Below are 16,183 nucleotides of genomic sequence, written 5' to 3' on the forward strand. Positions count from 1 at the left end.
TCCAGGCCGTCCTTCGGATATTAGATGCTTGTGCGCTTCACGCCTTACGCGATGGTTTTACCCATCGTCGTGTTTATTCTGGCATTCACCTACTGGCCCATACTCGTCAGTTTTGATCTGAGTTTCCGCCATTGGGATTTCATGTCGTCCGAAAAGCCGTTCGTCGGCTTGTTGAACTACAGCGAACTCGTCCGCTCGGATGAATTTTGGAATTCGGCCACCATCACGCTGATATTCACAGTCATTTCAGTACCCTTGCGGCTGGCCCTTGCCATAGCCATCGCCCGCTATCTTACCACCGAAAGCAAGACCGTGCGTGCGCTGCGAGGGGCATTCTTCCTGCCCGCCGTCACGTCCAGCGTCGCCATTGCGGTGATATGGTCATGGATATTTTCCACTGACGCGGGCGTCGCGAATACACTGCTCAACAATCTTGGCATCGCCAAAGTGCCGTGGTTGCAGACGCCTTCGCTTGCCCTTTGGGTGATCATCATCGTCAACACCTGGAAGCAATTGGGTTACGATATCGTCATCTACGTCGCAGGCCTGCAGGCAATTCCAGAAGATCTGTATGAAGCCGCAAAGATGGATGGCGGCAAGAGGTGGCATACGTTCCGGAGGGTGACGTTTCCGCTCGTCATGCCGACCACATATTTTTTGCTCATCGTCTCCGTTATCGAGTCCTTCCAGATTTTCACCATTGTCGACGTGATGACGCAGGGCGGGCCCGCGATTTCCACCGACATGATGGTGAACATGCTCTACCGGACCGGATTTGCGCTGTTCGACGTCGGCAAGGGTTCGGCGCTTGCAGTGCTGCTATTCGTATTCCTGGTCGTCTTGACGGTGTTGAAGTCCCGGATATTGGGCAAACGGGTGCATTATGAACACTAGCGGCCTTCTCCTGAGGACCACCGCGGTCGCGGTCGGTCTCCTGTTCCTCTCACCGCTTCTCTACGGCATCTGGATCTCGTTTCAGACGGCCAATCGCTTTTTTTCCGGCAACGGCGAAATGACACTTCAGAACTATGTCGATGCGGTGGAGAAGATGAATTTTCTCCGCTACCTCTTCAACAGCCTGATTGTGTCGGGCGGGGTAACCATCCTCAGCCTGGCCACGTCGATCATGGCTGCATACGCATTTTCGCGTTTCGAATTCCGCGGCAGGGATTTGATCTTCGGGCTTGTAGTTGCAACCCTGATGATCCCCGGTCATATCACGCTGATACCCAACTACCTGAATTTTGCCAGAGTGGGCCTGCTAGACACCTATGCAGGATTAATTTTGCCCGCTGTGGCCAACGGTTTTGCGACATTCTTCCTGCGCCAGTATTTCCGGGGCATACCCCGCTCCCTCGACGAGGCTGCCTGGATGGATGGCGCGAACGCCTGGAAAGTGCTCTACCGCGTCATCATCCCCATGTCGAAACCTGCCATTTACGCGATGGGGCTGTTCATCTTCTTGGGAGAGTGGAACAGTTACGTCTGGCCGCTGATTGCCACCGACAGTCCAGACATGCTGACGCTGCAGATCGGCCTTGCCCGGTTGTATAAGATGGATGCACAGGAAGGCCTGGTGAACTGGCCGCTTGTCATGGCAGCCGCCACACTGACGATGCTTCCCGTACTGCTCGGATTTGCCCTCGTCGAGCGCCACCTCGTCCGCGGCATCTCCATGGGCGCAATCAAATGACCACTGAAGGAAATGCAATGGAAACGATGATAGCGTCCCACCGGGGCGGCACCCTCGAATTTGGCGACTCCACGCCATCCGGCTTTCGGGCGACGTCCGGGATGCTGCTCGAACAAGTGGAGTTCGATGTGCATCCGACGGCGGACGGGCACATCGTGGTGCATCACGATGCCACGATGGATCGCACTACGGACAGCACCGGAGCGCTCGCTGATTTGACATTGCACGAAATCAAGTCTGCGCGCATCAACTACTCGAAAGGCGAAAGCCCCCTCACCCTCGAAGAGCTTTGCGACATCTATCGCGACGGGTCAGTTGGCTTTCGCTGTGAGATCAAAGCCGACAAGAATGGTATTCCCTATAACTCATTCATTCCACACGTGGCGGAAACATTGGTGCGAAAGGGAATGCTGGAGAAGACAGTGTTCTCTGCCTTCTATCTGGAAATTCTGCAGGAGCTCAAACGCACGCAGGAACGCCCCGTTCTTTGGTTGATCAGCCCGCAGCTGCACAGGCAGCTTGGCATTCCGGAGATAATCTCTATTGCCCGAACGAACGCTGTTCCTGAGATCGGCGTCAATGTTGAACTCCTCGATGAACGGGTCGTGGAAATGTGCGGTCAATCAGCGATAGAGATCGGTTGCTGGGCTGCCCATAGCGTACCCCAGATGACAAAAGCTTTTGCGTTGGGTGCCAAAGTCATGACGACGGACAGACCGTCAGTCGCTTTACGTGTTCGTGACGAATTCTATCGGGACACACGAGCGTCATGATTTCGATTACGCTCGAAAATGTCAGCAAGTCGTACCAAGCCGATGCTCCCGTTGTTAAGAATGTGGATCTTAATATCGAGCCGGGCGAGTTTGTCGTAATTGTAGGTCCCTCAGGTTGCGGCAAATCAACGATGATGCGCATGATTGCTGGTTTGGAGCGGATCTCATCGGGAACTCTCAGAATAGGCGGCAAGGTAGCCAACGATATCCCGCCGCAGCACCGCGACATCGCGATGGTCTTTCAGAATTATGCCCTCTACCCCCACCTCACAGTCGCAGAAAACATTGGATTCAGTTTGGAAATGCGCGGCGTCTCCAAAACGGAAAGGCTAAGGCGCGTCGAAGTGGTCGCGCATCTCTTGCAGCTTTCGGACTATCTCCACAAAAAGCCCAAGGACCTGTCCGGCGGCCAACGCCAGCGCGTCGCCATGGGACGGGCAATCGCCCGTGACGCCAAGACGTACTTGATGGACGAGCCTTTATCCAATCTCGACGCGGAGTTGAGGAGCAGTATGCGGGCCGAGATAAAGCATCTGCACAGGCACTTGAAGGCAACGATGATCTACGTCACGCACGATCACGTTGAGGCGTTGACACTGGCTGACCGGATCGCCGTCATGAATCAGGGTGTGCTTGAGCAATTCGATACTCCAGAAAGAATTTACGACGATCCGGCAAGCCTGTTCGTTGCTGGCTATCGGATCACCCCCGATGAATTTTATCGATGCCAACTGCAAAGAAGGTTTAGTCCAGACCAACGACGGAATCCGCATTCCGGTAACGTGCGACGCGGAGCTTGAAGGATCAGACGTTGTAATTGGTTTGCGGCCCGAAAACGGCGTTCTGTCAACAGACGACAAAGGGATGGCGATCGAATTCCGTGGCGAAGTGATCCTTATCGAGACTACAGGGAGCAATCGCAACATTCACACCAGGACAGCGACCGGCACACTCCTCGTCGTGGCACCTCGGTCGGCAGACATCGGATTGGGAGATAAAGTTTCTATCGGTTACAGGACCGAGGACGTGTTCCTTTTCGAGAAAAACACGAAGAAGCGCATCCGTCTATATTAGGCTTTGGTGTCGCGTTAAGTATAACCGCGCGGCCCAGCGCGACGTCTCAGAATGATGACCTCGTCTTTTAGCGTTGTCCTCACGAAATTCACATGGAACTGCCGGAACAAACTTCGCTAACGTAGTTCGTAATCTGTCGGAGAGCGCCGAACTCTTCGGCCGAGGTCTGGCGTTGTCAGGGTCGCAACGACGTCAGCCTCACCCAATTAAAAAATGCCTTGTCGGATGTGAACTTGAGCGGAGAAATTTTTGCCTGGCGATGAGGGCCGAATTTCGCTGCTGGTTGGGTGGCTCATTCCAACAAGCGGTTTGTCAGCCACGCTGCAGGCTTCACTGTCGAAGACCCGTTCCCCCGGTAAACTTTGGCCATTAAAATTCAAAGAATCCACCGGTAAGTGACGCTGGAGGCCTTATGAAACCTTCAAGCTCTGTTGCAGGGTTTCTATCAATGCCTGCCGGAGGACGGATCTATCGCAACTTGGAGGGCGACTTGTCTAAAATGACAGAAAACCAACCGGCACCTTAGACGGATCCACCGCGCAACCTTCGCTTCGCTGTGCCTTTCGACCGGGGGGCAATCCCTGAATTGTGATCTAGCTTCCGAGATGACGGTCCGGAAGCGAAACCTTCCTCTTCGCTAAATTCCTGCTCAGCTTGCTTCCAGTGCTCCTCGTGCTTGCCGTCCGGCCTCCCCTGTTGCTCCCACAATTCGTATGCCCGTTTTTGCACGTGGTTTGTCTTGTCCTTTTCCATTGCATATGTCCCTTGCCGAGTTGTGCCAAAAAGTTTCACCTTTCGAACTACCGACAAGGGAAAAGGTTCAATCAACTCCAAACTAAATTGTTGAAAGTATTGCCACGGGAAAATCAGCCAGAATTTTTGTTACCATGATGGGCTGATCAGAATCGATCAGTCGACTAGAAAACAGCTCAATAAAAGTCTTTGATGCGTACAAAGCTGGGATGTTCATATGTATATTTTCGCATTCCTTGGTCGGAACAGACAAATCACTCAACGCCGTGATGATTACGATGGCGACTTCGCCTTTGAGCTCTCTCCCAAAAGCGAAAAACTTACCCCGGTGGTCACCGCATAGTTCAATTGCTTGGTACGTCCCACGTTCGAAGAGTGCTCTATTGCATCGTCTAAAATTCATGGCACGAGCGATCAACTCGCGTTTCGACATAATGCCAACACCATCGCTGTCGATGGAAATTGAGGCAGCTCCGGTTTGGATTGGCCGACGGTTATCAGGGTCCACAAGGCTGTAGTTCCAGTCTTCTGACCCTTGATAAATGTCAGGGACACCTGGCGCTGCGATCTTCAAGAGAACTTGGCCCAAGCTTTTTATCCGTCCAGCTCGAATGAACGGCTGAATAGTGGTACCAAAATCGTCCAAGAATGCGCGGTTGGCATCGGCCAACAATCGAGCTGCAAAACCCTGGATCGCCGCCTCATAATTCGCGTCCACGTGAAGCCAAGAGGTCCGCGACTTGGCTTCGCGCATTGCCTTTTCGAGGTACACGGCAAATCGCTCCCGCAACTGCACCAGACCGTCATGTGTTTCAACATGCGATGGCCAAACGCCTGCGAGCGCCTGATAGACCAGCCATTCATCGGATGCCTCCGGAAACGTTTCTCCACGACTACGCAAATTGGCGTTCATCCGTTGCCATCGCCGGAAAGCTGAGATCCAGATCTCCGGAGCCTCCGTGAGTGCATAAAGCAGCGTCCGGGCGTCCTCCCCTCGCTTGGTATCGTGAGTAGACGTAGCGGACAGCGAGAAGTCTCGCGTTTCTGATCGATGCCGCATCAATCGATGAAAATGCGCTGCGCCGACGGGACTGGGAGCCAACTCGCCCCCGACCTCGTTCAGAGCTATTAGATGATTGTAGCGGTAGAAGAGCGTGTCCTCGATGGCCTTTGCCATAACTGGGCCCGTGAGTTGCTGAAATTTGCGTCTAAAATCCCAAGCAGCATCTTTGGCGTTATCGCTGCTACCTTTCACAATGTTCAAAATTGCGGCCATTCGGACGACTTCGTCCTCTGTTCGCCCCTGCGACGCGGCTTGGAAGACCTGATCAAGCAATCGGGCGTCATCACGCGATAATCCGACGGCAGTTCCGTAGGTGCGGTAGACGGGAAAGGCTACGATCAACTCGGCAATGGCGTTCTCAATTTCAGCCGTTCCGTCTGGTCCGAGGTCGAGTAGTTTTAGAGCAAGCCTGGCCAAGGATGACAGTTCGATTTTGAAGTTCTCATTCAGTACTTGCAGTTTGGCATGTCTGGTTTCTGTCGCCAAATTCAATGGTGCATCAACAGCAGCCTGATATGCTTCCCCGAGGACAGACCAACCGTCAGGGTCCACGAAGACATCCGAGACCGCCGCTATGAATTCATAACCGGTGGTTCCCGAGGCCGTCCAAGTTTGAGGAAGCGTTTCATCGCGCTGAAGGATCTTTTCTACGAGCAAATACCTTTCGTCACCTATCCGTTGTCGCAACCGGGAAAGGTACTCTGCCGGATCAGCCAAACCATCGATGTGGTCGATCCTCAACCCATCGATCTGTCCATTATCCAAAAGTTCAAATGTGAGCGCGTGAACAGCCTCGAACACCTGCCGGTCTTCGACACGCAAACCCACCAGGCCCGTTATGTCGAAGAATCTTCGGTAATTGAGGCGCGCGGATGCATCACGCCAGGGATAGAGCCGCCATTGCTGGGCGTGATGAACCAGATCCATGAATTCTACATCCGAAGACGCCTGTCTCAGGACGTCCTCCAGCCTATTTCTGGATGACGGCACAGAAACAATCGCTTTCACTCTGTCGTGAAAGCTCGAAGAGCCCAGCGGCGTGGCTTCGGCGGCCGCATGGATAAGTTGCAAAGCCAAAGGCTCATCCAACTTCCCCAAAACGAGTGCATACGTTTCCGGTCCGAGAGGGTATGCTTGGCCTGCATAAGACATGGCGAGATGACCGCTGTCGTTGGGGCACATCAGCGCGATCGCTCCTTCCTGGACAGATTCCGAAAATGACTTTTCAAGCACGGGAAGGCTGAGCGGGAAGGCCCAGTCAATATCGAAGTGGTCTTTGAAGGGACTTCGCTGCCCCCACTCAACAATATTGCGCCACCAGCCGTTCTGCAAATTGGCAGCCATGTGATTTGGGACGATATCCAGGATAATACCCATGCCCACGTTCGCAAGCTCGGCGCTAAAACGATCAAAGCCTTGTCTTCCCCCGATCGCAGGTTCAATTTCATTGCAGTTTATGGCATCGTAGCCGTGAGTAGAGCCTTCTGATGCCGTGAACAGCGGCGATGCATAGACGTGACTGATCCCCAACTCTCGAAGGCGCGGAATGAGTGTTCGGGCCCGGTCAAAAGTCATGCCGTTTCTAAACTGCAGTCGATACGTCGAGATGGGCAGCACTGTTTTCACCTTGGTCGCTCGGCGGCCACTGCTGCGACAATCGCCCGAAAACGATCATCACCGCTGAGGTTCTCGAGCAAGATCGAGGACTTCTGACGCCAATTTGGATACTGGGAAGAATCTGTCCCGGGAAGATTGGTAGGCTTCGTCTCACCTGTAAGATCGGCGAACCGAATGCCGGCCAAAATGGACGGCGTTTGCGCGATCAAACGGTGTGTTGCAGCGCTCACGACGTCGGGAAGAGCGAACGCTATTTCGCCGAGGCGCAAGGCGAAGGCTGCGTATGCAGCTTGTTTTATAAGGTCCGAATCCAGAAGAACATCCAACAATGCGCCCCTCTCGGCCAAGCGTTCCTGCATCTGAATTTCGGCGAGTTCCTCGTCAATCAAACCGTGCTGCAAACGCAGTCGGATGTCGTCGCACACCCACCAAGCGGCAAGCGTCGGCAGATCGTGCGTGGAGAGGCATGCGAATGCCAAATCCGGATAATCGGCGGGCGGAATGAAGCGCGTCTGTTGCTTCTCGAAATACAAAACTCGATAGGAGAGTATCTGAGCGTTTTGCATGTCGTCACGAAAACCTTCAGGCACATTCCCGAGATCTTCGCCGATCACGAGGCAACGGTTTTTCTCGGAAGCATCTGAGAGATGTTGGAGCAAGTGCTGCGTCGGATATTGGACATAGGTGCCACTGGATGGCGTCTCACCGTCAGGAACCAAGAAGAGCTGGCGTAGCGACATCGCGTGGTCGATGCGCAAAGCCCCGCCATGTTGCGTCGCCTCCTTGAACAGAGCTGAATAGGACTCCATCGCCGCCTCCAGCATCGGAGGTGCACGGGCTGCCAATCCCCAATCCTGGCCCGTGGAACTGAAAACATCAGGTGGCGCGCCGATTTTAAATCCTTGAACATAGTCTTGCCTATTGATCCATGTTGCAGAGCCATCCGGCGCTTCGCCCACTGCAAAGTCCAGGTAGAGACCGATGCGCATTCCGGCAGCATCCGCGGCCGCTTTGACTGAGTCCAACTGGACTGCCGCCAGCCATTGCAGCCATGCATGGAATTCCAGTTCCGAGGCATGACAAACAGCAAACTGTTCGACGTCGGCGCTGTGCCGTGAACGATAGGCTATCGGCCAGGTGGACCATCCGGCATCGTAACCGGAACGAACCATATGAAGAGACAGTGTCTCGAACAGGGCATGCGATCGCAGCTCTGACCCTCCCTCGGCCTTGAACAATTCAAAGCTATGAAATTCTGCCGAGCTTGTCGCAGAGGTTTTCCGCCATACACGCCAGCAGCGCTGCAGCGCTTGCAGTTTCAATGCAACGACAGCCACATAGTCCACGAGGTCGCCCTGTCGCAACGATTCTGCGATCCTTAATTCCTCGACTTCAGGCTCATATCCAAACACGGCCGGTACGGTGATGTAGACCGGATTGAGATAGCCGCGATTTGACGGCGAAAACGGGCTGTTGCGGGCAGGATCGCTTAAAAACAGCGCATGCAGGGGATTGAGACCGATAAAGTCGGCGCCCCGCTTCGCGACGATTTCGACGACTGACCTGAGGTCGGCAAAATCTCCGATCCCCCAATTGCGTTCCGATCGCAGTTCATAAAGTTGCAACGAGACGCCCCAGACCCGCGTCTTGGCGAGCCATGAAGGCAAATAGCACTTGTGGTTTCGTGGAAGTTGCTCGGCAGGAATTTCGCCCAAGATTTTGGCGTCGTCGCTTTGCCCCTGTTGTATCCCGAGAGCCGCAAGCAATTTGACTTTCGTTTCATGCGGAACGACCCGTTTGACTCCGTCTGTGCCCATATATTCGGAGGAGATTCCGTATTTTGGAGCTAAAGCGTCGCGATCAACCATCATGCGCGTCACATCTTCGTCGATCTTGTGCCAACCACGACCGAGTAGGGCGGCAGAACAGAGCCGGTCTGCGGAGACGCACAGCCTGGCGGGTAAGAGAAAAAGGGAGCGGGCGGCAGGGTCTCCAGTTGTTTTGCTTCGCAGCTGAGGTTGGCTCCAAGGCTCAAACTGCTTCCATTGAGCGTCCAATCCACTGCGATAATGCCGTCATCGCACTGCCTGACATGGCCGGCGTTTCCGTGCGCTCCGGAAAGGAACGGCATGACATGCCGCCGGCGCAGGCTGATGGTCTCGCGAAAAAAGGCGTGCCACGATTTGCCCTCCGGAGTTTGATTGGCCTCCCAGTCAATTTTCGAACCCTGGAAAACCTCCAGGTCATTGGGGTCCGGAACTGGGTCCGTTTGCGTTGCGCCGTCTGCAAAACCCGCAAATTTGCCAAACTCTTTCCTCCGCCCTTCCCTGACAGCGTCTGCGAGTGGTCCGCTAAAATCGGTGAAGAAGTAAAACGGCCGGGTCGAACCCCACTCTTCGCCCATAAAAAGCAAGGGAATATGCGGTGACAACATAAGAATGGCCGAGAGAACGCGGAGAAGATTTGGATCAGCCAGAACCGACATCCGCTCTCCAAAGGCGCGGTTTCCGATCTGGTCGTGATTTTGAAGGAAGTCGACGAATGCAAAGGGAGGAAGTCCGGCGCTTGGCTCCCCGCGCCTGCGCCCGGAAAGATTGGGCGACTTCTCGCCCTGATAGACAAATCCCTCTGCCAGCGCGCGGGCAAATTTACCCCATTTATTGTCGCTGAAGTCCTGAAAATGGCCGTCGGTTTCGCCTGTAGCAATGACGTGGGCAACACTGTGAAAATCGTCGTTCCATTCGGCTGTATACAGGACGCCATCGCCATCTTCCCGCTGATGCAACCAAGTAATGTTACGATTGTCTTCGGTTATTAAATGAATCTTCCGTTGGGGAAATGCAGCTCGGATACGCTGCGCCAACTCCACGAGTATTTCGACGTCAGAATTGTCGTCTATGACATGATCGATAGCGTCGAAGCGCAGACCATCAAATTTGAATTCTTTCAGCCAGTACAATGCGTTGTCGATGAAAAAGCTACGGACAGGAATTTGTGCGAAATCGATCGCGGCTCCCCAAGGCGTGTGCCTGCCGGGGTCAAAAAATGGCGAAGCATACGCGTTCAGGTAGTTTCCATCCGGGCCAAAATGATTGTAAACCACATCGAGGAAGACCATGAGACCCCGGCCATGCGCAGCGTCTATCAGCGCCTTGAGTTGGTCCGGCGTGCCATAGGCGTTGTGCGGTGCATAGTGCAATGTCCCGTCGTAACCCCAGCCCCGCTCCCCCGGGAACTGAGCCAGTGGCATAAGCTCGATCGCAGTGACGCCGATCTCCAAGAGCTGGTCGAGTTTGGGAACGATCGCGTCAAAAGTCCCCTCCGGCGTGAACGTGCCGACATGCAATTCATAAATGACAGCCTCTTCCCATGGCCGTCCGACCCAGTTCGGGTTGTCCCAGATGTATTTATCAGGATCTACGACGACCGAATGTCCATGTACGTCATCTCGCTGCATGCGGGCGGCGGGGTCTGGCACCGCCGTCCCGTCCGGAAGAATAAAATGGTAGTTGCTGTCGCCCTTGACCTCGGATGCTACGACTTCAAACCACCCACCGTCGCTCCGCTGCATCCGCAATGATCGATCATCTAACCCAAGCGTCATTGATAAATGATCGGGAGCCCAGATGCGAAAACGGACCGTATCCTTGACCAGAAACTGTGGTCCCCAGTTGTATAGGACGTGATCCGCATCATCAGGATTCATGTTTTATCTCCTGCTCGGCGATCGCGTTTGCACGACTGAGCACAAAGAAGACCGTGGCCAAGGGCGGGAGCGTCATACAAAGGGAGTGCGGGCGTCCATGCCATGGGACTTCTTCCGATGACAGCCTTCCACAGTTGCCAACGTTTGAACCGGAGTAACGCTCCGCATCAGTGTTCAAGACCTCGATCCAATCACCGCTTGCTGGTACACCGACGCGATAGCCAGAACGAACGACGGGTGTCATATTGCAGACAACAAGAACAGGGACGCTGCCATCGCTGCCCTTGCGAATAAACGCAAACACGCTGTTGTCAACGTCGTTCTGCTCCACCCATTCAAATCCGGCAGGGTCACAGTCTAACTCATGAAAAGCACCATTATTTCGATAGATGGCGTTCAAATCGCGCACCAGATCTTGCATACCGTGATGGGAGGGATCCGCCAGCAGATGCCAATCAAGCGATTGGTCATGATTCCACTCTTGCTCATGAGCAAATTCGCAACCCATGAAAAGCAACTTTTTGCCCGGATGCGCCCACATAAATGCCAGGTAAGCTCTCAGGTTTGCGAACTTCTGCCATCTGTCACCGGGCATTTTCTGCAAGAGGGAGCCTTTGCCGTGGACGACTTCATCATGAGACAGAGGCAAGACGAAATTTTCCGAATAGGCGTACAGAAGGCCGAACGTCATTTGTGAGTGATGATAACGGCGGTTGATCGGGTCGCGCTTCATGTATTCCAGCGTGTCGTGCATCCACCCCATGTTCCATTTGAAATCAAAACCGAGCCCACCGTCGTTTATCGGACGGCTTACCCCCGGCCAGGCGGTTGATTCCTCGGCAACGGTTACAACGCCTTGATTTCTGGCGTGGACATTTTCATTGGTGCTCTTTAAAAAATCCACAGCGTCCAGATTTTGATTTCCCCCCAGACGATTTGGAAGCCATTCGCCGGGTTCGCGGCTGTAATCAAGGTAAAGCATGGACGCCACGGCATCGACACGCAGCGCGTCCACGTGAAAAGTATCGACCCAGTACAGGGCGCTGGCCTGCAGAAAGTTTGCGACCTCGGTTCGCCCAAAATTGTATATGAGCGTGTTCCAGTCCTGGTGGAATCCGAGTCTCGGATCTTCATGTTCATAGAGAGCCGTGCCGTCAAATCGGACAAGACCGTGCGCGTCGGACGGAAAATGAGCCGGGACCCAATCAACAATGACGCCAATCCCCGCTTGATGCAGGCGATCCACAAATCTGCAGAATTGTTCCGGCGTGCCGAACCGTTTTGTCGGGGCAAAAAGCCCTATTGGCTGATAGCCCCAGGAACCCGTGAACGGATGTTCGGTTACGGGCATCAACTCGACATGCGTGAACCCCATATCGGTAACATAGGGAATGAGGTCATCTGCCAACGCTTCGTAACTGAGCGAGTGGCCATTTTCATCGCGCCTCCAACTACCAAGGTGAACCTCATAGATTGAGATCGCCGAGGAAATGGTCTGGCGTTGGGGTCGTTCGGCAAGCCAGTTGTTGTCTCCCCAGCTGTGGGCAGGAATTCCCGTCACAATGGAGGCCGTCGCCGGAGGCGCTTCCTGTGAGAAGGAAAAAGGATCGGTCTTAAGCGGCAAAACTTCGCCGTGCACACCCAGAACTTCGAATTTGTACAGGCTGCCCGCGAACAAGCCGGGAATGAAAATTTCCCATACGCCTGAACCCGGCCGTTTCCGCATTGGATGTCGGCGACCATCCCATGCGTTGAATTCGCCGACGACACTCACCCGCCGAGCGTTGGGTGCCCACACCGAAAACGCCGTGCCGACAACGTTCTCCAAGGTAAGCGGATGTGCACCAAGTCGACGATATAGCTCAAGGTGCCGGCCTTCACCGAGCAGATAATCATCCAATTCTCCCAGCAGCGGCGCAAACCGGTAGGGATCTTCCGCAGTCCACGTCACTCTTCCAGCCCCAAATTTTAAGAGGTATGGAAAGCTCTCTTTGCGATCTGGCAAGCGTCCGGAAAAAAAGCCTTCATCGTCAACGCGCTCCAGCTCGCCTAAAACTTCTTGTGAGTTCTTGTCGATAACACCCACCGTTCTTGCCTGCGGCGCAAATGCGTTCACATAAATCGAACTATCGTCAACATGCATTCCCAAGACAGCAAATGGATCTCCGTGCCGGCCACGTATGATTGCTTCAATTTCCGATTTGCGGACAAAGGGCACAGCGTTCATTGGATGTTCGCTTTCAGGATTCTGGCCAAACCACTTAGAGGAATGCCAACCCATGCAGGACGGTTGTTGAGCTCGTAAACGACTTCGTAGGCTGCCTTCTGCATGACAAAAAGCTCCAACATTCTTTTTGAGAAGTCGGATTGCTCAGGGTAGGTTGGACACCCCGACATATGCTCATGATAGGTATCAAGGAAGGTTGCCGACGCCGTCTCGCGCCAACCATGAATCGGATTGGTTGCATCGCTCGCCATTGGCCTGTGAAAACCCTCGGCGAAAGCTGTTTCGGCAGCATAATCAATGGACCGAAGCATTCCGGCAACGTCGATGAGAGGCGGTGCCTTGCGTCGCCGGTAATCCAAAGTCCGACTGGGCTCGCCTTCAAAATCGATCACCATCAGGTCGTTCTCGACGATCAGTAATTGGCCAAGATGGTAATCGCCGTGAATTCTCGAGCATCCCCCCAAGGGCGTAAAGGCCTCCAGACTCTTTACGAACTGGGAAAGACCACCGCGACCGGCCAGCACCGTCCGCAGATCTTCTGTCATTTCAAGCGACGCCCGGACACTGTCGAGGCGATCGTACATAGTTGCGATATCTGCCAAAATATCGTTCACCGTTTTTTGCACATAGGATCTTGTTACCGGCTCAATGGCAAAGGCCGGATCATCCGGTGTCAGCGCAAGGGCGCGATGCAGTTCTGCCGTACGCCGACCGAGCAATTCTCCTATGTTGATGGGAAGAAGAGAACGATCCATCAATTGCTTGTCTGGTTCTTTATCGTGCGAACCCGGAGTGACGTCGTCGGAAAGCCTCTTGAGAGCGCTCGTGACACCCTCCCAGGCGTTTCCCTGGTTTCTCACGAATGCAAAGCTCGCCGCCAGTGTGGCTGGCTTGCCATCGAGATCTGCCAATTCAACATGGCCTAGATAAACCGGCGTGTTTTTGAACCCGGCTTTTTCCGTCAACATTCGAACCATTTCGACTTCAGGCTGAATGCCCGATTGCAATCTTCTGTAGAGCTTTAGAAGAACCTTATCGCCGAATGCGAAGGAAACGTTGCTTTGATCCGCGGCAAGGACACGAGGTTCTTCAAGTGCCCCGAAAGGCCGCAGTTGCGCCGAACTATGCAACAGCAATGCCTTATCCGATGAACCTTGTTCGCCGGTTTGCAAGATTGACATCAAGGCGCTCGCAAATCCCTCGTCCTGAGCACCATCAATCAAAGCCCCAATTTTGGAACCGCGGCGCAGTTTGGCCATCGTGTAGGATAATTTTGGAGAACCGAACGCGAGATGCGCGTCGCCCCACCGCGCCGACAGCGGTAGCGAGTAGTTAAAAACCGTCTCTCCGACTGAGACTTTACCAACGGTCAGCGCAAACTGGCCCTGGGCAATTTCGGCTATAGGCTCGAGTTCGACTTTGTCGATCTTCAGGCCTTTTTCTCCAAACCATCTTTGCAGAGGGAGAAACTTCGGGAGGATATCTTTTTCCAGTTGCGTCTTTTCTCTGGCCGCGAGGACAGAACCAATCCGCCCATCCCGCGTGGCCAGCGTGATGAACTCCGGGAGAATATCGGGCATTTGTTGATGCCAGGACGGAGCCAGGACCTCATCCGCCAAACGAAACCAATAAAAACCGTATGGGGCAAGCGTCAGCAAATATGGGAGATCGCCTATTGGCGGAAAACTCGAACGGCCGTTCAACTCTACCGGGACGAAGCCCTTCCAGGCAGAAAGGTCCAGTTCGACAGCCTCGGCCGTGCGTGAAAGATTGGCCACGCACAATATGGACTGGTCCTCATGCTGTCGCACATAGGCAAAGATTTTTCGGTTCAGAGGGTATAACAGCGTCATTCCGCCCCGGCCGAACGCCGCGTGGTCCTTGCGCACCGCAACCATGCGGCGCATCCAATTGAGCAAGGACGAGCCATCCCGGTTTTGAGTTTCAACGTTGATGGCCTGATAGCCGTAAACAGGGTCCAAAATGGGCGGCAAGAATAGCCTTTGTGGATCTGCACGTGAAAACCCGCCATTGCGGTCATTCGACCACTGCATCGGCGTACGGACACCATCACGGTCGCCAAGATAGTAATTGTCACCCATGCCGATCTCGTCACCGTAGTAAAGGATCGGAGAGCCTGGCAGCGAAAGCAAAAGCGAGTTCATCAGCTCAATTTTGCGGCGGTCGTTCTGCATAAGTGGTGCAAGCCTGCGACGAATGCCGAGATTTATTCGGGCGCGGCTGTCTTCAGCATATGTTTGCCAAAGATAGTCTCGTTCCTCATCAGTTACCATTTCAAGCGTAAGCTCGTCATGGTTCCGCAAGAAAATGGCCCACTGGCAGCTTTCCGGGATGTCCGGCGTTTGCCTGATTATGTCTGTAAGTGGATGGCGATCTTCTTGGGCCACCGCCATATACATGCGGGGCATCAGGGGAAAATGGAATCCCATGTGGCATTCGTCCCCCTCGCCGAAATATGGCCGGGTGTCTTCGGGCCACTGATTTGCCTCTGCAAGCAACATGCGGTCGCCATAGTGCTCATCGAGTTCGGCACGCATTCTCTTCAGGACGGCATGGGTTTCGGGCAGGTTCTCATTGTTGGTGCCTTCCCTCTCAACCAGATACGGGATGGCATCCAGTCGAAGGCCATCCACTCCCATCTCCAACCAAAAGTGCATGGCTCTTATGACTTCTTTAAACACGCGGGGATTGTCGAAGTTCAGATCGGGTTGATGAGAGTAGAAGCGATGCCAATAATACGCGCCGGCCACCTCGTCCCATGTCCAGTTTGATTTCTCCGTATCCGTAAAGATGATGCGTGTTTCAGGAAATTTTGCATCCGTGTCGCTCCACACGTAAAAGTCACGCGCGTTCGATCCCGGCTTGGCACGGCGAGCTCTTTGGAACCATGGATGCTGGTCGGAGGTATGATTGATCACCAGCTCTGTGACGACCCGCAGTCCACGAAGGTGCGCCTCGGCCAGCAGTTGACGAAAGTCACGCATGTTTCCGTAGGAAGGGTTGATCGATCGATAGTCGGAGATGTCGTAGCCATCGTCTCGCAGCGGGGATGGATAGAACGGCAGAAGCCAAATCGTATTCGCACCGAGCTGTTGGATGTGGTCAAGGCGCTTCATCAACCCCGCGAAATCACCCACGCCATCATCGTTTGAATCCTGAAATGCTTTCACATGAAGCTGGTAAACGATTGCGTCCTTGTACCAGTCCGCTGTGACCTTCTCGGCAGTAGCCGCTTCTTCAACTGCCACATCCATGT

Annotated in this window: 11 protein-coding genes; 5 read left to right on the plus strand and 6 right to left on the minus strand. The window is 54.0% G+C overall.

Translation table 11 applies throughout. The features are described 5' to 3' along the window. Window positions 1–24: 24 nt before the first annotated feature. Genes PHA01_RS07580 through PHA01_RS07600 form a run of 5 tightly spaced genes read left to right on the plus strand, consistent with a single transcriptional unit; the run spans window position 25 to window position 3,540 of the window. Window positions 25–894, plus strand: a complete 870-nt coding sequence (locus PHA01_RS07580) for a carbohydrate ABC transporter permease (RefSeq protein ID WP_271894312.1) — start codon at window positions 25–27, stop codon at window positions 892–894. Further along, window positions 884–1,693 carry a carbohydrate ABC transporter permease gene (locus PHA01_RS07585; RefSeq protein ID WP_271894313.1) on the plus strand — a complete coding sequence of 270 codons (810 nt, stop codon included), beginning with the start codon at window positions 884–886 and terminating at the stop codon, window positions 1,691–1,693. Before PHA01_RS07580 ends, PHA01_RS07585 begins: the two co-directional genes overlap by 11 nt. A gap of 17 nt (window positions 1,694–1,710) precedes the next feature. Continuing rightward, window positions 1,711–2,466 carry a glycerophosphodiester phosphodiesterase family protein gene (locus tag PHA01_RS07590; RefSeq protein WP_271894314.1) on the plus strand — a complete coding sequence of 252 codons (756 nt, stop codon included), beginning with the start codon at window positions 1,711–1,713 and terminating at the stop codon, window positions 2,464–2,466. Then, window positions 2,463–3,266 carry an ABC transporter ATP-binding protein gene (locus tag PHA01_RS07595; RefSeq protein ID WP_417020923.1) on the plus strand — a complete coding sequence of 268 codons (804 nt, stop codon included), beginning with the start codon at window positions 2,463–2,465 and terminating at the stop codon, window positions 3,264–3,266. The genes PHA01_RS07590 and PHA01_RS07595 overlap by 4 nt, the downstream gene beginning before the upstream one ends. Continuing rightward, on the plus strand, window positions 3,178–3,540 hold the full coding sequence (locus tag PHA01_RS07600) for a TOBE domain-containing protein (RefSeq protein WP_271894446.1): 363 nt from the start codon (window positions 3,178–3,180) through the stop codon (window positions 3,538–3,540). Before PHA01_RS07595 ends, PHA01_RS07600 begins: the two co-directional genes overlap by 89 nt. 522 nt (window positions 3,541–4,062) lie before the next feature. Here PHA01_RS07600 and PHA01_RS07605 read toward each other — a convergent pair. The 6 genes from PHA01_RS07605 to treS form a co-directional block, all read right to left on the minus strand. Next, window positions 4,063–4,293 carry a DUF2934 domain-containing protein gene (locus PHA01_RS07605; protein ID WP_271894316.1) on the minus strand — a complete coding sequence of 77 codons (231 nt, stop codon included), beginning with the start codon at window positions 4,291–4,293 and terminating at the stop codon, window positions 4,063–4,065. A gap of 82 nt (window positions 4,294–4,375) precedes the next feature. Further along, the gene (treY, locus tag PHA01_RS07610) at window positions 4,376–6,982 is read right to left on the minus strand and encodes a malto-oligosyltrehalose synthase (RefSeq protein ID WP_271894317.1); all 2,607 of its coding nucleotides are present in this window, start codon (window positions 6,980–6,982) and stop codon (window positions 4,376–4,378) included. Continuing rightward, a complete protein-coding gene (malQ, locus tag PHA01_RS07615; RefSeq protein ID WP_271894319.1) occupies window positions 6,979–8,844 on the minus strand; it encodes a 4-alpha-glucanotransferase in 1,866 nt (621 codons plus the stop codon). The genes treY and malQ overlap by 4 nt, the downstream gene beginning before the upstream one ends. A gap of 5 nt (window positions 8,845–8,849) precedes the next feature. After that, the gene (gene treZ, locus PHA01_RS07620) at window positions 8,850–10,679 is read right to left on the minus strand and encodes a malto-oligosyltrehalose trehalohydrolase (RefSeq protein ID WP_271894320.1); all 1,830 of its coding nucleotides are present in this window, start codon (window positions 10,677–10,679) and stop codon (window positions 8,850–8,852) included. Continuing rightward, window positions 10,669–12,906 carry a 1,4-alpha-glucan branching protein GlgB gene (gene glgB / locus PHA01_RS07625; protein ID WP_271894321.1) on the minus strand — a complete coding sequence of 746 codons (2,238 nt, stop codon included), beginning with the start codon at window positions 12,904–12,906 and terminating at the stop codon, window positions 10,669–10,671. The genes treZ and glgB overlap by 11 nt, the downstream gene beginning before the upstream one ends. After that, complete coding sequence (gene treS / locus PHA01_RS07630; RefSeq protein ID WP_271894322.1) at window positions 12,903–16,181, minus strand: maltose alpha-D-glucosyltransferase; 3,279 nt, start codon at window positions 16,179–16,181, stop codon at window positions 12,903–12,905. The genes glgB and treS overlap by 4 nt, the downstream gene beginning before the upstream one ends. Window positions 16,182–16,183 lie beyond the last annotated feature (2 nt).

It is taken from the genome of Candidatus Phyllobacterium onerii (genome assembly GCF_028331445.1).
GTDB lineage: Bacteria > Pseudomonadota > Alphaproteobacteria > Rhizobiales > Rhizobiaceae > Phyllobacterium > Phyllobacterium onerii.